Below are 15,328 nucleotides of genomic sequence, written 5' to 3' on the forward strand. Positions count from 1 at the left end.
GGTGTCGCAGGCGGGGTCTCAGATGACCGTCTCGGCCTCCGCGTACCGCTCGGCGGGCACCGTCTTGAGATCGGCGACGGCGTCGGCCAGCGGCACCAGGTTGATGTCGGTGCCCTGCAGGGCGGTGATGTGCCCGAAGGCGCCCTTGTGGACGGCCTCGACGGCGTGCCAGCCGAAGCGGGTGGCCAGCACCCGGTCGTACGCCGTCGGGGTGCCGCCGCGCTGGACGTGGCCCAGGATCACCGGCCGCGCCTCCTTGCCCAGACGGTGCTCCAGCTCGCGGGAGAGCTGGGTGGCGACGCCGGTGAAGCGCTCGTGGCCGTAGATGTCGGTGGTGCCGGCCTCCCAGTGCATGGTGTCCGGCTCGGGCTTGGCGCCCTCGGCGCAGACCACGATGGCGAACTTCTTGCCCCGGTCGAAGCGCTCGCGGACGACCTCGGTGACCTTCTCGATGTTGAACGGCCGCTCCGGCACCACGATGGCGTGCGCGCCCGCCGCCATACCGGCGTGCAGCGCGATCCAGCCGGTGTGGCGGCCCATGAGCTCCACCACCATGACCCGCTGGTGGGACTCGGCGGTGGTCTTCAGCCGGTCCAGGGCCTCGGTGGCGACCGAGACGGCGGTGTCGAAACCGAAGGTCACATCGGTGCAGGCGATGTCGTTGTCGATGGTCTTGGGCACACCGACGATCGGCAGGCCGCCGTCGCTGAGCAGCCGGGCGGCCTTGAGGGTGCCCTCGCCGCCGATCGGGATGATCCCGTCCAAGCCGAGGTCCTCGCAGTACTTCTTCGCCCGCGCCACACCGTCGCGCAGATGGCTGGGCTGGACCCGAGTGGAACCCAGGATCGTGCCGCCCTGGGCGAGGATGCCGCTCACCGAGTCCAGGGTGAGCGGACGGTGGGCCCCCTCCAGCAGGCCTCGCCAGCCGTCCTCGAACCCGATGATCTCGTCCCCGTGGTCGGCCACTCCGCGGTGGACCACGGAACGGATCACGGCGTTGAGACCAGGGCAGTCACCGCCGCTGGTCAGCACACCAATACGCATCGCTTTGCAACTCCCGAGCAGAACCGGACGGCCGGACTACCACGTTTGAACGACCCGATCACCCTAGCGGTGCACTGCCACGCCGGTCTGGCGTGGAGATTGCCGCAACATGACGGAACGGTCGGATCGGATCGGATCACAGTCGTCCGGTCCCGATCATACCGGCCCCAGCGTCCGGCCAGACGGGGGCGGACGCGGAGGCGGCGCCTTCGGCGCCCCCGCGCTGGGGCACATCCGGGGGGCCCGCGGGTCGCGCCGGCCTCCCCTCATGCAGTTGTCCCGTGTATCCATGCCCAGCCTACGGGCCGATGGCACACGGAGCCGATGTCTGTTCGCCCCTCGGACATCGAGGCGAGGAACCCCCGTCGGCGCCCGGTCAGGCGCTCTGCTGCTCCCGGGCCGCCGCGATGCGCTCCGAGCGCAGCGCGTCGTACCAGGCGCTGTCCACGGGCGGAAGGGCGTTCACATCCAGCGCCAGCTTGATCAGCAGGTCGGCCATCGCAGGGTTGCGGGCCATCACCGGGCCGTGCAGATAGGTGCCGAAGACGGTGTCCCGCCAGGCTCCCTCGGTACCGTCCCCGGTGCCGTTGCCGCCGCCGACCTGAACCGACGCCAGCGGCGCCACCCCGGGGCCCAGATGGGTGATGCCCTGGTGGTTCTCGAAGCCGGTGAGCGGGGGCAGCCCCAGCCGGGGGTCGACCTCGGCCAGGATGTCGCCGACGTTGCGGGCGCCCTCGCCGCGGGTGCTGTGCACGTCCAGCAGGCCCAGGCCCGCCTCGCGCTGCCCCAGGTCGTTGACGAACTCATGGCCCAGGATCTGGTAGCCCGCGCACACCGAGAAGACGATGGCGCCGTTCTCGACCGCCCGCGGCAGCCCCGAGTCCATCCGGAGCCGCTCGGCCGCCAGCCGCTGCGGGCGGTCCTCACCGCCGCCGATCAGATAGATGTCGCCGCTGGTCGGGACCGCCTGGTCGGAACGGACGTCGATCCGGGTGACATCCAGGCCGCGCTGGCGCGCCCGCCGCTCCACCACCAGCACATTGCCGCGGTCGCCATAGGTGCTGAGCAGGTCCGGGTAGACCCACACCAGGCGCAGACTGCTGTCGCTCATCCTCGTCCCTCGATCTCCACGCTCATCGGTCAGCCTCCGCCGGGTCTCAGCCCGCCACGGCGCGGCGCAGCTGCTGGAATGCGGTGTAGTTGGCGATGGCCTCGATCCGGCCCTGCGGTGCCATCCGCACCGCCTCTGCCAGCGAGTCCACCACCTGGAAGTGCAGCCCTGCGACCTCCAGGCGCACCGCCAGGTCCAGCTTGCGCTGCCCCATCACGAACACCGGGTGGCCGACCAGCCGCTCGTAGTCCACGTCCCACAGCCACGAGGTGTCGGTGCCGTCCGCGTCCAGGGCGTTCACCGAGAGGATCACCGGCGTGGGCGGCCCGTCGATCAGCGAGAAGGTCTCCAGCCAGCCCGCCGGGTTCTTCGCCAGGAGCAGCCGTACCTCGCGGCCCTCGTAACTGACGACGTCGTACCGCCCGGCCACGGCCGTCACCGACTGCATCCGCTCCAGGGCGGTCTGCGGCGCCACCCCGAAGACCGCGGCCACCGCGGCGGAGGTCGCCGCGTTGGCGAGGTTGGCCCGGCCCGGCAGCTGCAGCCGGATCGGCCAGGGAACGCCCTGCGGGTCGTAGACGTGGTCACCGGAGAGCGCCCAGTGCGGCTGCGGCCGGCGGAAACCGCAGGCCCCGCAGAACCAGTCGTCCCCGGGGCGCTGCATCACACCGCCGCACGCCGGGCAGGACCAGGCGTCCTCCTTCCACGACTGTCCGGCGGCCACCCACACCACCCGGCGGCAGGAGGACGCGGCCCAGGTCACCAGCGGGTCGTCGGCGTTGGCGATCACCACCGCCTCGGTGTCCCCCAGGCCCTCGCGCCAGCGCTCCGCCAGCATCCGGGTCTCCGCCGCGCGGTCCAGCTGGTCGCGGGAGAGGTTGAGCAGCGCGATCGCCTTGGGACGGGTGTCCCGGGCCACTCCGGCCAGGTACTTCTCGTCCACCTCGATCACGCCGAAGCGGGAGTCGCTGCCGCCCGCCAGCGCCGCGGTGATGCCCGCGGGCATGTTGGCGCCCAGCGCGTTGGAGACCACCGGGCCGGCGGCCCGCAGCGCCTCCGCGATCAGCCGCGTGGTCGTGGTCTTGCCGTTGGTCGCGCTCACCAGGACCACGTCGAGGTGCTCGGCGAGCTTGGCCAGCAGATCGGGGTCGAGTCTGAGGGCGACCTTGCCGCCGATGACCGAGCCGCTGCCGCGGCCCGCCGTACGGGAGACGGCGGCCGCCACCCGGCCCGCAGTGACGGCGATCTTGGCGCGCGCGGGCAGCGACGTGTCGCGGCCGCCCTGCGCCGGGGCCTCCGAACCGGTGCCTGGCATCGTCAGTGGTTCCTCCTCGGTGCGGCGCCACCCTGGCCGCATCACGGCCACCGGGGCAACGGGGACGCCGTCAGCCTACCGACTCCCGTGACCGGCGCCGCGCGCCGCACCCCCGATGATCGTCGGTACCCGTGCAAACGGGTCCCCCGGGGGGCACCCGCCGGGCCCCCGGATAGGCTCGGCGCCATGGGTTCAGGCACCGCGCGCATCCGCATTCCCGGCAGTTCGGGCGGCGTCCGCCCGCTGCGCCTGCTGGGCGACCCGGGGCTCCGCGCCGCCTGTGCGCCGGTGACGGCCTTCGACGCGGAGCTGCTCCGCCTGGTGGAGGACATGTTCGCCACCATGTACGCCCAGGAGGGTGTCGGCCTGGCGGCCAACCAGATCGGTGTCCCGCTGCGGGTCTTCGTCTACGACTGCCCCGACGACGAGGACGTCCGGCATCTGGGCAGCATCGTCAACCCGGTCCTGACCGAGGCCGACGGTGTGGTGGTCACCGGGGAGGAGGGCTGCCTCTCCGTCCCCGGCGTCCGGTCCGGCACCCCTCGCTTCGACCGCGCCGTGGTGGAGGGCCTGGACCTCGCGGGGCGGCCGCTGCGGATCGAGGGGACCGGGTTCTTCGCCCGCTGCCTCCAGCACGAGGCCGGGCACCTGGACGGCGGGCTCTTCCTCGACCACCTCACCGGTCTGCGCCGCCGGCGGGCCCTGCGCACGACCCGGCGCCGCGGCCTGGCCTTCACCGACCCGGCACCGGCCTGACCCGGCGCGCCGGGGACCGCCCGGAGACGGGCAGCCGCTGGGCGTCAGCCGCAGCGGGCGGCGAGTACCGCGATGTCGTCGCCCTTGGCCTGGCCGAAGGCCGTCACCAGCGCGTCGCAGAGCTGCTCCAGCTCCGAGGGCCCCTGCTCGGCCGCCTGCCGCAGCTCGTCCAGGCTGTCGCCCAGATCCACCCCCCGGACCTCCACCAGGCCGTCGGTGACCAGCAGCACGCGGGTCCCCGCCGACATCTCCTCCACCAGCGGCTCCGGGTGCCGCATCCCCAGACCCAGCAGGGTGCCGCGGGCCCGGGAGTAGCGGGCCCCGCAGACCGGGTCCAGCAGCAGCGGCGGCAGATGCCCGGCATTGGCCACCTGCACCCGGTTCCGCCCCGGCTCCACCAGGGCCAGGCAGACCGTCGCGGTGACCCCGGGCTGGAACCGCACCATCAGCGAGTCCAGCCGGTCCAGCACCTGGCGCGGCCCGTGCCCCTCGGCGGCGTAGGCGCGCAGCGCATGCCGCAGTTCGCCCATCACCGCGGCGGCCTCCAGGGAGTGCCCGGCCACGTCGCCGATCGCCAGCAGCAGCCCGGCGTCGGTCTCCACGGCCTCGTAGAAGTCCCCGCCGATCTCGGCCTGGGAGGACGCCGGGACATAGCGCACGGCCAGCTCGACCCCGGGCACCCGGGGGAGCCGGGTGGGCAGGAAGCTGCGCTGCAGCGTGAGCGCCAGCGAGTGCTCCTCGGAGTACGTCCGCAGCGCCTCCACCGCCATGGCGGCGCCGTGCGCCAGCTGGTGGAGCAGCTCCCGGCTCTCGCCGTCGGCCACGGCCGCGGCCTCCACGGCGAGGCAGACCGGGGGACGGGCGCGCTTGGTGCGGGCCAGGACCGTGCAGACGTCGCCCGTCATGGGGCTCTCCGGCAGCTGCTCCTTCCAGTCGGGCTGCGGTACCACCGCCAGGTCCGCGCCGAGGCGGTCCCCCAGGGCCAGGCCGGCCAGCCAGTCCAGCACCCCGGGATGCGCGGGCCGGGGCTCCGGGCGCGCGGTGGGGGAGGGGGTGGCCATCCGCAGCATCCGCCCGTCGGGCGCCAGCACCACGGCGCAGGCCGCGGAGCCGGTCAGCTGTGCCGCGCCGGCCGCCGCCGCGGCCGCCAGGGTCTCCACCCGGGTGGCCGCATAGACGGCCAGCGCGGCCCGGTTGAGCTGGGTCATCCGGGTGGCGAGCCGTTCGGCCCGCTGCCGGGCCCGCGCGTACCGCAGCACCGCGGCCACGGTGGCCAGCAGTTCCTCGGGGGCGATCGGCTCGGTGAGGCAGGCGTCCGCGCCGCGCTCCGGGTCGTGGGCGGGGTCGGCGGGAGCGGGGGCAGCGGCGAAGACCTGGACCACCGGCAGCGCCGCGGTCTCGGGACGGCCCTTGATCCGGGTGCAGAGATCATGGCCGCGGACGTCCGGCAGCCGGGCGTCGAGCACCGCCACGTCGGGCCGGTCCTGGGGGTCGTCCAGGGCGGCGAGCGCCCCGGCGCCGTCGGCGGTCTCGACCACCCGGTGCCCTGCGGCGCGCAGCCACCCGGCCACCGGCCAGCGGCCTGCCCGGGGGTCGTGCACGACCAGTACGGTGGCGGGCGCGGACCCGTTCACGGCCGGGTGCCGTCCGTCCGCGTCCGGGCGTGCCGCGGTGCACCCGCAGCCGCCCCGTCCACCGTGCGCCGCCTCATAACAGCGATCCTCGCCCAAGCCCGGGCACCGCGCCAGCGACGCTGATCCGGTGGCGGCTCCGCTCAGCGGCGGTCGGTCCGGAACCGTTCGGCGTGTCGGCGGATCCAGACCGGCAGCAGCAGCCAGCAGAGCGCGTACCAGGCCGTCACCGCCGCGACGACCCAGCACGCGGTGGTGAGGCCTGCCGCCACATGGAGCAGGAGCAGCAGGGTCGAGCCCAGGGTCAGGGCGAGCAGGAGCATCCCCACGGTGGTGAGCCGGGCGGCCATGTGCACCAGTTCCGGCTTGAGGCGGTGCCCGGAGAGCATCCGGTGGACGGACACCGGCGCGATCAGCGCCCCGGTGGTGGCGGCGCCCAGCACCACGGTGATCACATAGACCGTCCGGTCGAAGTCGCCCAGCCGGGCGAACCGCGGGGTGAAGGCCACGCTGAGCAGAAAGCCCAGCAGGATCTGGACGCCCGTCTGGGCCACCCGGACCTCCTGCAGCAGCTCCGCCCAGCGGCGGTCGGCCCGCGAGTCGGCGTCCCCGCGGTGCTCGCCCTCCTGCTCCCCGTCCGCCATCCCGCCTCCCGTCGCACGCCCGGCCGCCCCAGAGGCGGCTGCCCCGCCGGCCGGCCCGGCATGCGCGGTGGCGGCCGTCAGGCGGAGCGCCGGCCGGGCCGGTCGAGGCCGAGTCCGGATCCGTCGGCGGCGAGCCGGAAGACCGCGTCGGCCTGCCGGGCCAGCTCCCGGTCGTGGGTGATCAGCACGGTGGTGCGGCCGGACATCAGACGGCGCAGCGGTGCGACGACCCGGCGTGCGGCGGGTGCGTCGAGGTCGGCGGTGGGCTCGTCGAGGACCAGGACGGGGGTGGCCCGCAGCAGTGCGCGGGCGATGGCGACCCGCCGGGCCTGCCCGCCGGACAGCTGCAGCCCCTCCTCGCCGAGCACGGTGTCGTAGCCGTGCGGCAGCACCCGCAGGAAGTCATGGGCGTCGGCGTCCACCGCGGCCTGCACGATCTGCTCCTCGGTGGCTTCCGGCCTGCCGTAGGCGATGTTGTCCCGTACCGAGGCGTGGAAGAGCTGCGGCCGCTGCGGCAGCAGGGTCACGGCCTGCCGTACCGAGTCCACGGTGGCGTCCCTGAGGTCGGTGCCGTCGAGCAGGACGCCTCCGAGGTCCGGGTCCATGAACCGCACCAGCAGCTTGGCGAGCGTGGACTTGCCGGCGCCGCTGGGGCCCATCACCGCCAGGATCTCCCCGGGGGCCACCGCGAAGTCGACGCCCTGCAGGACCGGTCGGCCGCCGTAGCCGGCCCGGACGCCCTTGCAGCGCAACTCGCCCCGGACCCCGGCCAGGGCGGTGGCGCCGGGCCGTTCCACGATCGGCGAGCGGGTGCCGAGCAGCTCGATCACCCGCTCGGCGCCGGCTCCTGCGGTTCCCAGCACGGCGGCGACGGCGGACAGTTGCTGGGCCGGCCCGAAGAGCTGGGCCATGAAGGCGGCGAAGGCCAGCAGTCCGCCCAGGGTCAGATTGCCCTGGGTGAGTTCGAAGGCGCCCAGACCCACCACGAACAGGCCTCCGACCACCTCCAGCACATTGAGCAGCGGCGGGTACAGCTCGGCGACCCGGGCGGTCGCCAGGTCGGCCCGCACCAGGGACTGCCCGTGCCGGCGTACCCGGTCCACCTCGCGGCTCTGCTGGTTGTAGGCGTGCGCCAGTTCGGAGTTGGCCAGACTCTCCTCCACCACCGCGGTGACGGAGCCCTCGCAGCGCCGGGACTCCCGGGAGAGCGTCTGGATGCGTGCGGCGAAGTGGCGTGCCGCAATCCAGAAGAGCGGTGCGACGGCGCATGCGGCCAGCGCCAGCGGCCAGCTGAGGTAGAAGGCGGCGGAGACGAAGAAGACCAGACTGATCAGGGCGGAGGCGGCGTCGATGACCCCGGAGGCGACCAGTTGCTCGATCTGGTCGATGTCGGTGGTGAGCCGGGCGACCACGTCGCCGTGCCAGCGCCTGCGCAGGGTGTCCGGCGGCAGGGTGTGCAGATGGGCGACCACGCCGGTGCGCAGCCGCAGCAGGAACCGTTCGGCGATCCGGGTGGCGGTGTACTGCCCGAGGAAGACCAGCAGCGCCGAGGCGATCGCCACGGCCACCATGCCCGTCGCCGGGGCCCAGAAGCCCGCGAAGTTCCGCGGCACCAGCACCTGGTCGATCAGGTTCCTGAACAGCAGTACCGAGACGACCTCGCCGGCCGCGCCTGCGACCAGCAGCGCGATGCTCACGGGGAGCCAGTACCGGTCGGGTCGCACCCAGGGCCAGAAACGGCGGAAGATTTCGCGGACGGGCAGGGCGGGGGCGAGATCCACCGGGGCTTCAGCGGAGGGGATCGCGGGCGGCTCCTGGTTCACAAGCACCTCCGGGCACGGGGCCTGGCAGGGGTACGGGGACCGGCGGCCGCGCCGCCGGTCCCCGCGTCAGGTTGGGGGGTCCGGCTAGTAGCGGAACCAGCGGCGGTAGCGGTCCCGGCGGAAACGCCGGTAGCCGCGGCCGTGACCGCGGAAGTGGTTCCGCCCGTTGCAGCAGCCACCGCCGCCGAACAGTGCGAAGACGCTCATGATGACCCTCCCTTCTTCGGATCGTCAGTTCGTCCCTGCATGGATATACGGGCATGGCTCGCAAAAGGATTTGTCAGATTTTGGTTTATTTTGCCTGAATTGGGAACAGCGGCGGTCCGCAGGGGCCGGGCGTGGAGCCGGCCGGCCGTGCCGGGAGCGGTTCGCCTGGCGTCGCAGGCGGAGGCCCCGGGGCGGGGCGGGTCAGCCGGCCGTACCGGATCCGGCCGCACTCGTTCCGGCCGGATCGCCCGAGGCGGCCGGCTCCGCGGTCCCGGCGGCGACCGGGCGGTGGCCTGCCGCGGCGAGCCTGCCCCACAGCAGGTCCGCGAGCGCCGTGACCATCTCCTCGCGGGAGCACGGCCGCTGCTCCAGCCACCAGTCGCCGGCCGCCAGCACCATCCCGGTGATACCGCGCCCCCAGGTCTCGGCGAGCAGTCCGGCCTGCGCGCCCAGGTCCACCTGGTGGCGTACGGCGGCTGCGATCTCGTCCGCGATCTTCTGCAGCGCCGGGGCCAGCGGACTGCCGGGCCCCAGGCCGTCGCCGGCCTCGGGGTGGGTGAGGAAGCGGTAGACCTGCGGCCGCGCCTCGATGGCGGCGAGGTAGGTGTCCAGCACCCCCTCCACCAGGTCGCGCCGCTCCAGCGGACGGGCGAGCGCGGCCCGTACGGAGGCCAGCAGTCCGGCGGTGTGCCGCTCGGCCAGCGCCTGGTACAGCCCGTGCTTGTCGGTGAAGTGCCGGTAGAGGATGGGCTTGGTGATACCGGCCTCGGCGGCGATGGCGTTCATGCTGGCGCCGGGCCCGTCGCGGCGGATGACGCGGTCGGCGGCGTCCAGCAGCTGCTGCCGGCGCTCCTCGGTACCGCTGCCCGACCCGATCCCCGTCATGGCGCCGCTCCTCACTGGTCACGCCCGTGGGGCGTTGACATTTCCTACTGTCCGGTAACAGACTTCGTATGAGGTTACCCGAGGTAACACCAAAGCGCGCCGGATTCCACGGAGAGACTGATGACCTTCACGCTCGAACTCAGCGACGACCAGATCGCCGTCCGTGACTGGCTGCACGGTTTCGCGGCCGACGTCATCCGACCGGCCGCCGCCGAGTGGGACGAGCGTGAGGAGACCCCCTGGCCGATCATCCAGGAGGCCGCCAAGCTGGGAATCTACTCGCTGGACTTCTACGCGCAGCAGTACTTCGACCCCTCCGGCCTCGGCATCCCGATCGCCATGGAGGAGCTCTTCTGGGGCGACGCCGGAATCGGCCTCGCCATCGTCGGCACCACCCTCGCCGCGGTGAGCGTCCTCGCCAACGGCACCGAGGAGCAGATCGGCACCTGGGTCCCCCAGATGTTCGGCACCCCCGACGACGTCAAGGTCGCCGCCTTCTGCTCCTCCGAGCCGGACGCCGGCTCCGACGTCTCCGCCATGCGCACCCGTGCGGTGTACGACGAGGCCAAGGACGAGTGGGTGCTGAACGGAACCAAGACCTGGGCCACCAACGGCGGGATCGCCGGCGTCCATGTCGTGGTCGCCGCGGTGGACCCCGCACTGGGCGCCCGCGGCCAGGCGTCCTTCGTGGTGCCGCCGGGCACCCCGGGCCTGAGCCAGGGACAGAAGTTCAAGAAGCACGGCATCCGCGCCTCGCACACCGCCGAGGTCGTGCTGGACGGCGTACGCCTCCCCGGCCACTGCCTGCTCGGCGGCAAGGAGAAGCTCGACGAGCGGCTGGCGCGGGCCCGTGAGCGCGCGGCGGCAGCGGCCCGCGGCGACTCCGGGCAGCGGGGCCGGAACGCGGCCATGGCCACCTTCGAGGCGTCCCGCCCCGCGGTCGGCGCGCAGGCGGTGGGCATCGCCAGGGCCGCGTACGAGGTCGCCCTGGACTACGCCAAGACCCGGATCCAGTTCGGCCGCCCCATCATCGACAACCAGGGCGTCGCCTTCACCCTCGCCGACATGCGCACCCGGATCGACGCCTCCCGGCTGCTGGTGTGGCGCGCCTCGTGGATGGCGGTCAACAACAAGCCCTTCACCGCGGCCGAGGGCTCGATGTCCAAGCTCTACGCCGGGGAGACCGCCAAGTGGGTCACCGCACAGGCCATGCAGATCCTGGGCGGCAACGGCTTCACCCGTGAGTACCCCGTGGAGCGGATGCACCGCGACGCCGCGATCTACACCATCTTCGAGGGCACCTCCGAGATCCAGCGCCTCGTCATCGCCCGCACCCTCTCCGGGATGCCGATCCGCTGACCCGTTCCGCGCCCGTCGGGCCTCCCGCGTGCGGGGGAGGCCCGACGGGCGTGCTCACCCCCGGGCCGGACGCCCCCGGTGGGCACCGTGCACCAGCGCGTCGGTCACCAGCCGGGCCTGCTGCGCCAGTGTCTGCAGCCGTTCCGCCTCGGCGGCCAGCGCCAGGCGCAGCTGGGCATAGCCGCGCAGTTCGAGGCTGCGGCAGAAGCGGTGCACGGTGGCTTCGGAGGTGCCGGCGGCCTGGGCGAGTTCGGTGATGGTGCGTTCGGCTGCTGCGCCGGGGTCGGCGAGGACCAGGTCGGCGATGACGCCCTCGGCGCGGGACAGCTGGTCCCGGCGGGCGCGGATGAGGGTCAGCAGGTCCTCAGGCACGTTCGGTCTCCTCGGTGGGACGGCGGCCGGCGGCCGGCTGGGTGGCGGTGCTCTGGGCGGGGCTCCAGGCGTCGAGTTCTGTGCGTACGGCGCTCCAGTGCGTCGGACCGAGCCCTTCGCCGGGGAACAGGCACAGCCTGCCCTGGCCGGCGTGGAGGGCGTGCCGGAGCGCGGCGGTGAACTCCTCGGCGCCGAACGGCTTGCCCCAGTCGGCGTCGCCGCCGCTGAGCGCGGCCGCGTCGGTGCTGCTCTGCACCATGGGGGTGACCGGCGCCGCGGATGCCCGGGCCAGCTCCCGGGTGACGTCCGCGACCCAGGCCGGGGTGCGGTGCAGGATCGCGTGGTACGTCATCGGCAGCAGGCCGTCCAGGAGGGCACCGAGGCCTGTGCCGTCCTGGCCCACCAGGCGGCGGCGTTCCTCCTCGGAGTCCGCCGGGACCAGGAACGCGCCCAGCCACAGGCCCGGTCGGGCTGCGTGGACGGCTTCGCAGATGTCGTGTGTCACTGCGGTCACGGTGTGCGTGCGGTAGCGGGTCCAGGCCGCAGCGTGCTCGTGGGCGATCAGGCGCGCGGCCTGCGCACCGCTCACCGTCAGGTGCAGCCCGCTGTGGGCGGCGAACTGGGTGAGGGTGGCGTCGTCGTAGGAGGCCGAGCGGGGCCGTGCACCCGGACGGAGTTCCAGCTCCCAGTGCAGCGGCCAGCGCAGGAAGTCCAGCACCAGTCCGTCGATCCCCGGCGTCCGGGCCAGGCCGGCGCACCGGGCTGCCAGGGCGGCGTTCCAGTCCGGGTCGTTGGGGCGCACACCGTCGTACCACTCCATGCGCCGCCAGGGCAGTCCGTCGTCCCCGACGGGCACCGGACCGTCCGGTCCCCGGAAGCAGGCGACGCTGCCGAGCAGCCGCAGGCCGCGCCGGTGCACCGCGGTGGCCAGGGCCGGCGTGACGGCCTCGGCCTTGGTGATGACGGTGTCCAGACCCGCAGTCGCGGCGGTGTCCAGCAGCCTGGCGAGCCGGGCATCCCCTGGGTCGGCCACGCTGCGGGCAAAGAGGTAACAGGAACGCACGAGCCGTGACTGTAGCCCAGCCGGGCAGCGCTGACGACACCTGGGGTGAAAATTACTTCCAAGCTAGGTGCTCATGACCCGCGAAACTATCGCAGGTGCCTTACCGAGACGGATGCGTCGGCGAGAAAGCGGCGCACACAGCTTGAAAGTAATTTTCGTTCCATCGTTGACATCAGCTGGTGGCCCTGGTCACCATGAGCGCCGTGCTCGGGCTTGCTCCGCGCAGCTCGTTCTGGTGCATCGGGCCGTGGCGCCGCGCAGGCCCGTACACCCGGTCTCCCCTCGCCCTGACCATCGGCCCCCCGGCCGGCTTCCTTCCGGAGTCCTCCATGCCCTCTGCTGCGTCTCTGCGCCGCCCCCTCATCCCGGTACTGGCTGCTGCCGGTGCGCTGTCTCTGGCTGCCTGTTCTTCCTCCGCGTCCGGCGGGGCGCCGAGGGACGCGCAGGCCGCTTCGAAGCCGTTGCCCAGCAGCGTTCCGGTCGGCACCACGCTGCGCATCGCGGATCAGAACAACCTGCTGGAGACGATCCTGCACGCTGCGGGGCAGGACCAGAACACGCCCTACAAGGTTGCCTACTCTTCCTTCCAGGGTGGGCCGGCCGTACTGGAGGCCTTCCGGGCCGACGCGGCCGACGTCGGTTTCGTCTCTGATGCGCCGGTGGTCTTCGCGCAGGCCCACGGGCAGGCCATCAAGGTCATCGGTGCGGTGCAGAACAGCCCGAACGCCACCCACCTGTGGACCTCCCCCAGCAGCACCGCCAAGAGCGTGGCCGATCTCAAGGGAAAGAAGATCGCCTACGCCGACGGCACCACCTTCCACCCCGCCGTGCTCAACGCCCTGAAGAAGGCCGGCCTCAAGCCCTCCGACGTCACCCTGGTCCCGCTCGGCCCCGCGGACATCCCCGCCGCTCTCGCCTCCGGCCAGGTCGACGTGGGCACCCTCACCGAGCCGCTGGTCACCAAGTACAGCACCGCCTATGCGAGCAAGGGCGCGCACGAAGTCACCGGCGACGACGGGCTCACCAGCGGCCTGCAGTTCCTCTTCGTGCCCCCGAAGGCGCTGGCCGACCCGGCCAAAGCCGCGGCCCTGGCCGACCTCGCCGCCCGCTTCACCAAGGCCGAACTGTGGCTGGCCCAGCACAAGGACGCCTGGGTCCAGGACTACTACGTGAAGGTGCAAAAGCTCTCCGCGAGCATCGGGCAGGCCGTCGTGGCCAACAACGGCACGCCCAGCATCCCCGACTTCACCACATCGATCAGCGAGCTGCAGAAGATCGCCGACGTCCTGACCGAGGCCGGCGCCATCAAGAAGGTCAACGTCGCCGACGACTTCGACATGCGCTTCGACGCCGTGCAGCACAACGCCGCCACGGCCGCGCAGTGACCACCGACTTCGAGAGGAACACCCCGGTGAGGACGTCATGAGCGCCGCCGACACGGTGGTGCGCACCGACCGCACCACCCGCCCACGCGCACCGCGCGGGCCACGTGGACAGCGCATCCCCTTCGCCCGCGCCCTCGGCCCCCTGCTGCTGCTCGGAATCTGGGCACTCGCCTCCGCCGTCGGCGCACTCGACCCCCAGACCCTCGCCTCGCCCGGCAAGGTCGCCGCCACCGCATGGGGCCTGCTGCGCACTGGTGAACTCGAGCACCACCTGTGGGTCTCCCTGCAGCGGGCCACCCTGGGTCTGGCCTTCGGCCTGATCGCCGCCGTGGTGCTGGCCCTGGCGGCCGGACTGTCCCGGATCGGCGACGCACTGATCGACGGCACGGCCCAACTGCTCCGCGCCCTGCCGATCCTGGCCATGGTCCCGCTGGCCATCCTGTGGTTCGGCATCGGCGAGGAGGTGAAGATCATCCTGGTGGCGCTGGGCACCTTCTTCCCCATCTACATCAACACCCACGCCTCACTCACCGGCCTCGACCTGAAGTGGGCCGAACTCGCCCAGACCCTGGGTCTGAACCGCCGCCAGTTCCTGCTGCGGATCGTGCTCCCCGGATCCGCACCCGGATTCTTCACCGGACTGCGCCTGGCCGTCACCGTCTCCTGGCTGGTCCTGGTCGTCAGTGAGCAAATCAACGCCACCAGCGGCATTGGCTACCTGATGGCCGACGCCCGCACCTTCGGCGAGACCGACATCATCGTCGTCGGCCTGGTCATCTACGGCCTGCTCGGCCTCGGCTCCGACACCCTGGTCCGACTCCTCGAAAGGAAGACGCTGCGATGGCGGACGACCCTGGGCTGAACCCCGGCCCGGACCAGGGCGTTGAGATCCGCGACCTGGTACGCACCTTCAGCGGGCGCAACGTCCTGGACGGAGTCGATCTCGACATCGCCCCCGGCGAGTTCGTCGCCCTGCTCGGGCACAGCGGCTCGGGCAAGTCGACACTGCTACGCGCCGCCGCCCGCCTCGATCACGGAGCACCCGGCTCCGGCAGCGTGGAGGTACCCGAGCCCAGCGCCGTCGTCTTTCAGGACGCCCGGCTGCTGCCCTGGGCCCGAGTCCTCGACAACGTCGTCCTGGGACTGCCGCAATCACGCGAGGCGGCCCGCACCCGCGGCCGTGCCGCACTCGCCGAGGTCGGCCTGACAGCCAAGGAACACGCCTGGCCGGGCACCGTCTCCGGCGGCGAGGCACAACGCGCCGCACTCGCCAGGGCGCTCGTCCGCGAGCCGAAGCTCCTGCTGCTGGACGAACCCTTCGGCGCGCTCGACGCACTCACCCGGATCCGCATGCACACCCTGCTACGTGCCCTGTGTGCACGCCACCGGCCCGCCGTCCTGCTCGTCACCCACGACGTGGACGAGGCGCTCGTCCTCGCCGACCGGGCCCTGGTGCTCACCGACGGCCGCTTCTCCCTCGACCTGCAGCTCGACTCCCTCGGCGACCGGGACCGCCGCGGCAACCCGATGTTCGCCGAGATGCGCCAGCGACTGCTGATCGAACTCGGCGTCCCCGAGCACGAGCGGGACGCGGTCACCACCTGACCCGCAGCCTCCAGCAGGCACAGCGAAGACCACCTCCCCACCGCCCCGGCAACCCCTCCACCGGGACGGTGGGGACGCAGGCGACCCCGCCCCCGACGCGCCCTTCCCCCCGTCTCTCATACCCAACT

The 15,328-nt window shown here is 72.8% G+C and carries 15 protein-coding genes; 5 read left to right on the forward strand and 10 right to left on the reverse strand.

From position 1 onward, the window contains the following. Nucleotides 1-18 precede the first annotated feature (18 nt). The 3 genes from AOK09_RS33830 to AOK09_RS33840 form a co-directional block, all read right to left on the reverse strand. Nucleotides 19-1,044 carry a 6-phosphofructokinase gene (locus tag AOK09_RS33830; protein ID WP_055591046.1) on the reverse strand — a complete coding sequence of 342 codons (1,026 nt, stop codon included), beginning with the start codon at nucleotides 1,042-1,044 and terminating at the stop codon, nucleotides 19-21. A gap of 376 nt (nucleotides 1,045-1,420) precedes the next feature. Further along, nucleotides 1,421-2,155 carry a type 1 glutamine amidotransferase gene (locus AOK09_RS33835; protein WP_055591047.1) on the reverse strand — a complete coding sequence of 245 codons (735 nt, stop codon included), beginning with the start codon at nucleotides 2,153-2,155 and terminating at the stop codon, nucleotides 1,421-1,423. Nucleotides 2,156-2,201: 46 nt separating this feature from the next. Next, a complete protein-coding gene (locus AOK09_RS33840) occupies nucleotides 2,202-3,470 on the reverse strand; it encodes a MurT ligase domain-containing protein (RefSeq protein ID WP_055591048.1) in 1,269 nt (422 codons plus the stop codon). A gap of 186 nt (nucleotides 3,471-3,656) precedes the next feature. Between AOK09_RS33840 and def the strand changes: the two genes are divergently transcribed. Then, nucleotides 3,657-4,226: a peptide deformylase gene (def, locus tag AOK09_RS33845; protein WP_055591049.1), complete on the forward strand. Its 570-nt coding sequence runs from the start codon at nucleotides 3,657-3,659 to the stop codon at nucleotides 4,224-4,226. A 44-nt stretch (nucleotides 4,227-4,270) separates the two neighbouring features. Here def and AOK09_RS33850 read toward each other — a convergent pair whose 3' ends face one another. The 5 genes from AOK09_RS33850 to AOK09_RS33865 all read right to left on the reverse strand — a co-directional run bounded on the left by AOK09_RS33850 (nucleotide 4,271) and on the right by AOK09_RS33865 (nucleotide 9,416). Further along, the gene (locus AOK09_RS33850) at nucleotides 4,271-5,860 is read right to left on the reverse strand and encodes a fused response regulator/phosphatase (RefSeq protein ID WP_055591050.1); all 1,590 of its coding nucleotides are present in this window, start codon (nucleotides 5,858-5,860) and stop codon (nucleotides 4,271-4,273) included. 140 nt (nucleotides 5,861-6,000) lie between these two features. Then, nucleotides 6,001-6,501 carry a DUF6328 family protein gene (locus AOK09_RS33855; protein WP_055591051.1) on the reverse strand — a complete coding sequence of 167 codons (501 nt, stop codon included), beginning with the start codon at nucleotides 6,499-6,501 and terminating at the stop codon, nucleotides 6,001-6,003. A gap of 77 nt (nucleotides 6,502-6,578) precedes the next feature. Beyond that, entirely contained in the window at nucleotides 6,579-8,324 is a 1,746-nt protein-coding gene (locus AOK09_RS33860; protein ID WP_055591052.1) for an ABC transporter ATP-binding protein, read from the reverse strand. 84 nt (nucleotides 8,325-8,408) lie between these two features. After that, complete coding sequence (locus AOK09_RS43310; protein WP_265736757.1) at nucleotides 8,409-8,531, reverse strand: hypothetical protein; 123 nt, start codon at nucleotides 8,529-8,531, stop codon at nucleotides 8,409-8,411. Between the two features lie 201 nt (nucleotides 8,532-8,732). Then, the gene (locus AOK09_RS33865) at nucleotides 8,733-9,416 is read right to left on the reverse strand and encodes a TetR family transcriptional regulator (protein ID WP_079063641.1); all 684 of its coding nucleotides are present in this window, start codon (nucleotides 9,414-9,416) and stop codon (nucleotides 8,733-8,735) included. A 117-nt stretch (nucleotides 9,417-9,533) separates the two neighbouring features. On the opposite strand from AOK09_RS33865, the gene AOK09_RS33870 reads away from it, so the two are divergent. Beyond that, nucleotides 9,534-10,775, forward strand: coding sequence for an acyl-CoA dehydrogenase family protein (locus AOK09_RS33870; RefSeq protein WP_107101526.1), 1,242 nt, complete (start codon nucleotides 9,534-9,536; stop codon nucleotides 10,773-10,775). Nucleotides 10,776-10,829: 54 nt separating this feature from the next. Here the strand turns inward: AOK09_RS33870 and AOK09_RS33875 are convergent, their stop codons facing one another. Both AOK09_RS33875 and AOK09_RS33880 read right to left on the reverse strand, forming a co-directional pair. Next, the gene (locus AOK09_RS33875) at nucleotides 10,830-11,147 is read right to left on the reverse strand and encodes a MurR/RpiR family transcriptional regulator (protein WP_055591054.1); all 318 of its coding nucleotides are present in this window, start codon (nucleotides 11,145-11,147) and stop codon (nucleotides 10,830-10,832) included. Further along, complete coding sequence (locus AOK09_RS33880) at nucleotides 11,140-12,210, reverse strand: hypothetical protein (protein WP_157876147.1); 1,071 nt, start codon at nucleotides 12,208-12,210, stop codon at nucleotides 11,140-11,142. The genes AOK09_RS33875 and AOK09_RS33880 overlap by 8 nt, the downstream gene beginning before the upstream one ends. A 461-nt stretch (nucleotides 12,211-12,671) precedes the next feature. Here AOK09_RS33880 and AOK09_RS33885 point away from each other — a divergent pair, with 461 nt between their 5' ends. Genes AOK09_RS33885 through AOK09_RS33895 form a run of 3 tightly spaced genes read left to right on the forward strand, consistent with a single transcriptional unit; the run spans nucleotide 12,672 to nucleotide 15,200 of the window. Further along, a complete protein-coding gene (locus AOK09_RS33885) occupies nucleotides 12,672-13,595 on the forward strand; it encodes an ABC transporter substrate-binding protein (RefSeq protein ID WP_055591056.1) in 924 nt (307 codons plus the stop codon). 37 nt (nucleotides 13,596-13,632) lie between these two features. Beyond that, nucleotides 13,633-14,457 (forward strand): ABC transporter permease, encoded by an 825-nt coding sequence (locus tag AOK09_RS33890; RefSeq protein ID WP_055591057.1) that lies wholly within the window; start codon nucleotides 13,633-13,635, stop codon nucleotides 14,455-14,457. Continuing rightward, nucleotides 14,436-15,200: an ABC transporter ATP-binding protein gene (locus AOK09_RS33895; protein WP_055591058.1), complete on the forward strand. Its 765-nt coding sequence runs from the start codon at nucleotides 14,436-14,438 to the stop codon at nucleotides 15,198-15,200. Before AOK09_RS33890 ends, AOK09_RS33895 begins: the two co-directional genes overlap by 22 nt. Nucleotides 15,201-15,328 lie beyond the last annotated feature (128 nt).

This window comes from Peterkaempfera griseoplana (genome assembly GCF_001418575.1).
Classification (GTDB): Bacteria; Actinomycetota; Actinomycetes; order Streptomycetales; family Streptomycetaceae; genus Peterkaempfera; species Peterkaempfera griseoplana.

What these genes read in the sequence shown, in the direction of transcription:
- AOK09_RS33830 (WP_055591046.1), bottom strand. Translation starts at nt 1,044, where the DNA reads ATGCGTATTGGTGTGCTGACCAGCGGCGGTGACTGCCCTGGTCTCAAC.
- AOK09_RS33835 (WP_055591047.1), bottom strand. Translation starts at nt 2,155, where the DNA reads ATGAGCGACAGCAGTCTGCGCCTGGTGTGGGTCTACCCGGACCTGCTC.
- AOK09_RS33840 (WP_055591048.1), bottom strand. Translation starts at nt 3,470, where the DNA reads ATGCCAGGCACCGGTTCGGAGGCCCCGGCGCAGGGCGGCCGCGACACG.
- def (WP_055591049.1), top strand. Translation starts at nt 3,657, where the DNA reads ATGGGTTCAGGCACCGCGCGCATCCGCATTCCCGGCAGTTCGGGCGGC.
- AOK09_RS33855 (WP_055591051.1), bottom strand. Translation starts at nt 6,501, where the DNA reads ATGGCGGACGGGGAGCAGGAGGGCGAGCACCGCGGGGACGCCGACTCG.
- AOK09_RS43310 (WP_265736757.1), bottom strand. Translation starts at nt 8,531, where the DNA reads ATGAGCGTCTTCGCACTGTTCGGCGGCGGTGGCTGCTGCAACGGGCGG.
- AOK09_RS33865 (WP_079063641.1), bottom strand. Translation starts at nt 9,416, where the DNA reads ATGACGGGGATCGGGTCGGGCAGCGGTACCGAGGAGCGCCGGCAGCAG.
- AOK09_RS33890 (WP_055591057.1), top strand. Translation starts at nt 13,633, where the DNA reads ATGAGCGCCGCCGACACGGTGGTGCGCACCGACCGCACCACCCGCCCA.
- AOK09_RS33895 (WP_055591058.1), top strand. Translation starts at nt 14,436, where the DNA reads ATGGCGGACGACCCTGGGCTGAACCCCGGCCCGGACCAGGGCGTTGAG.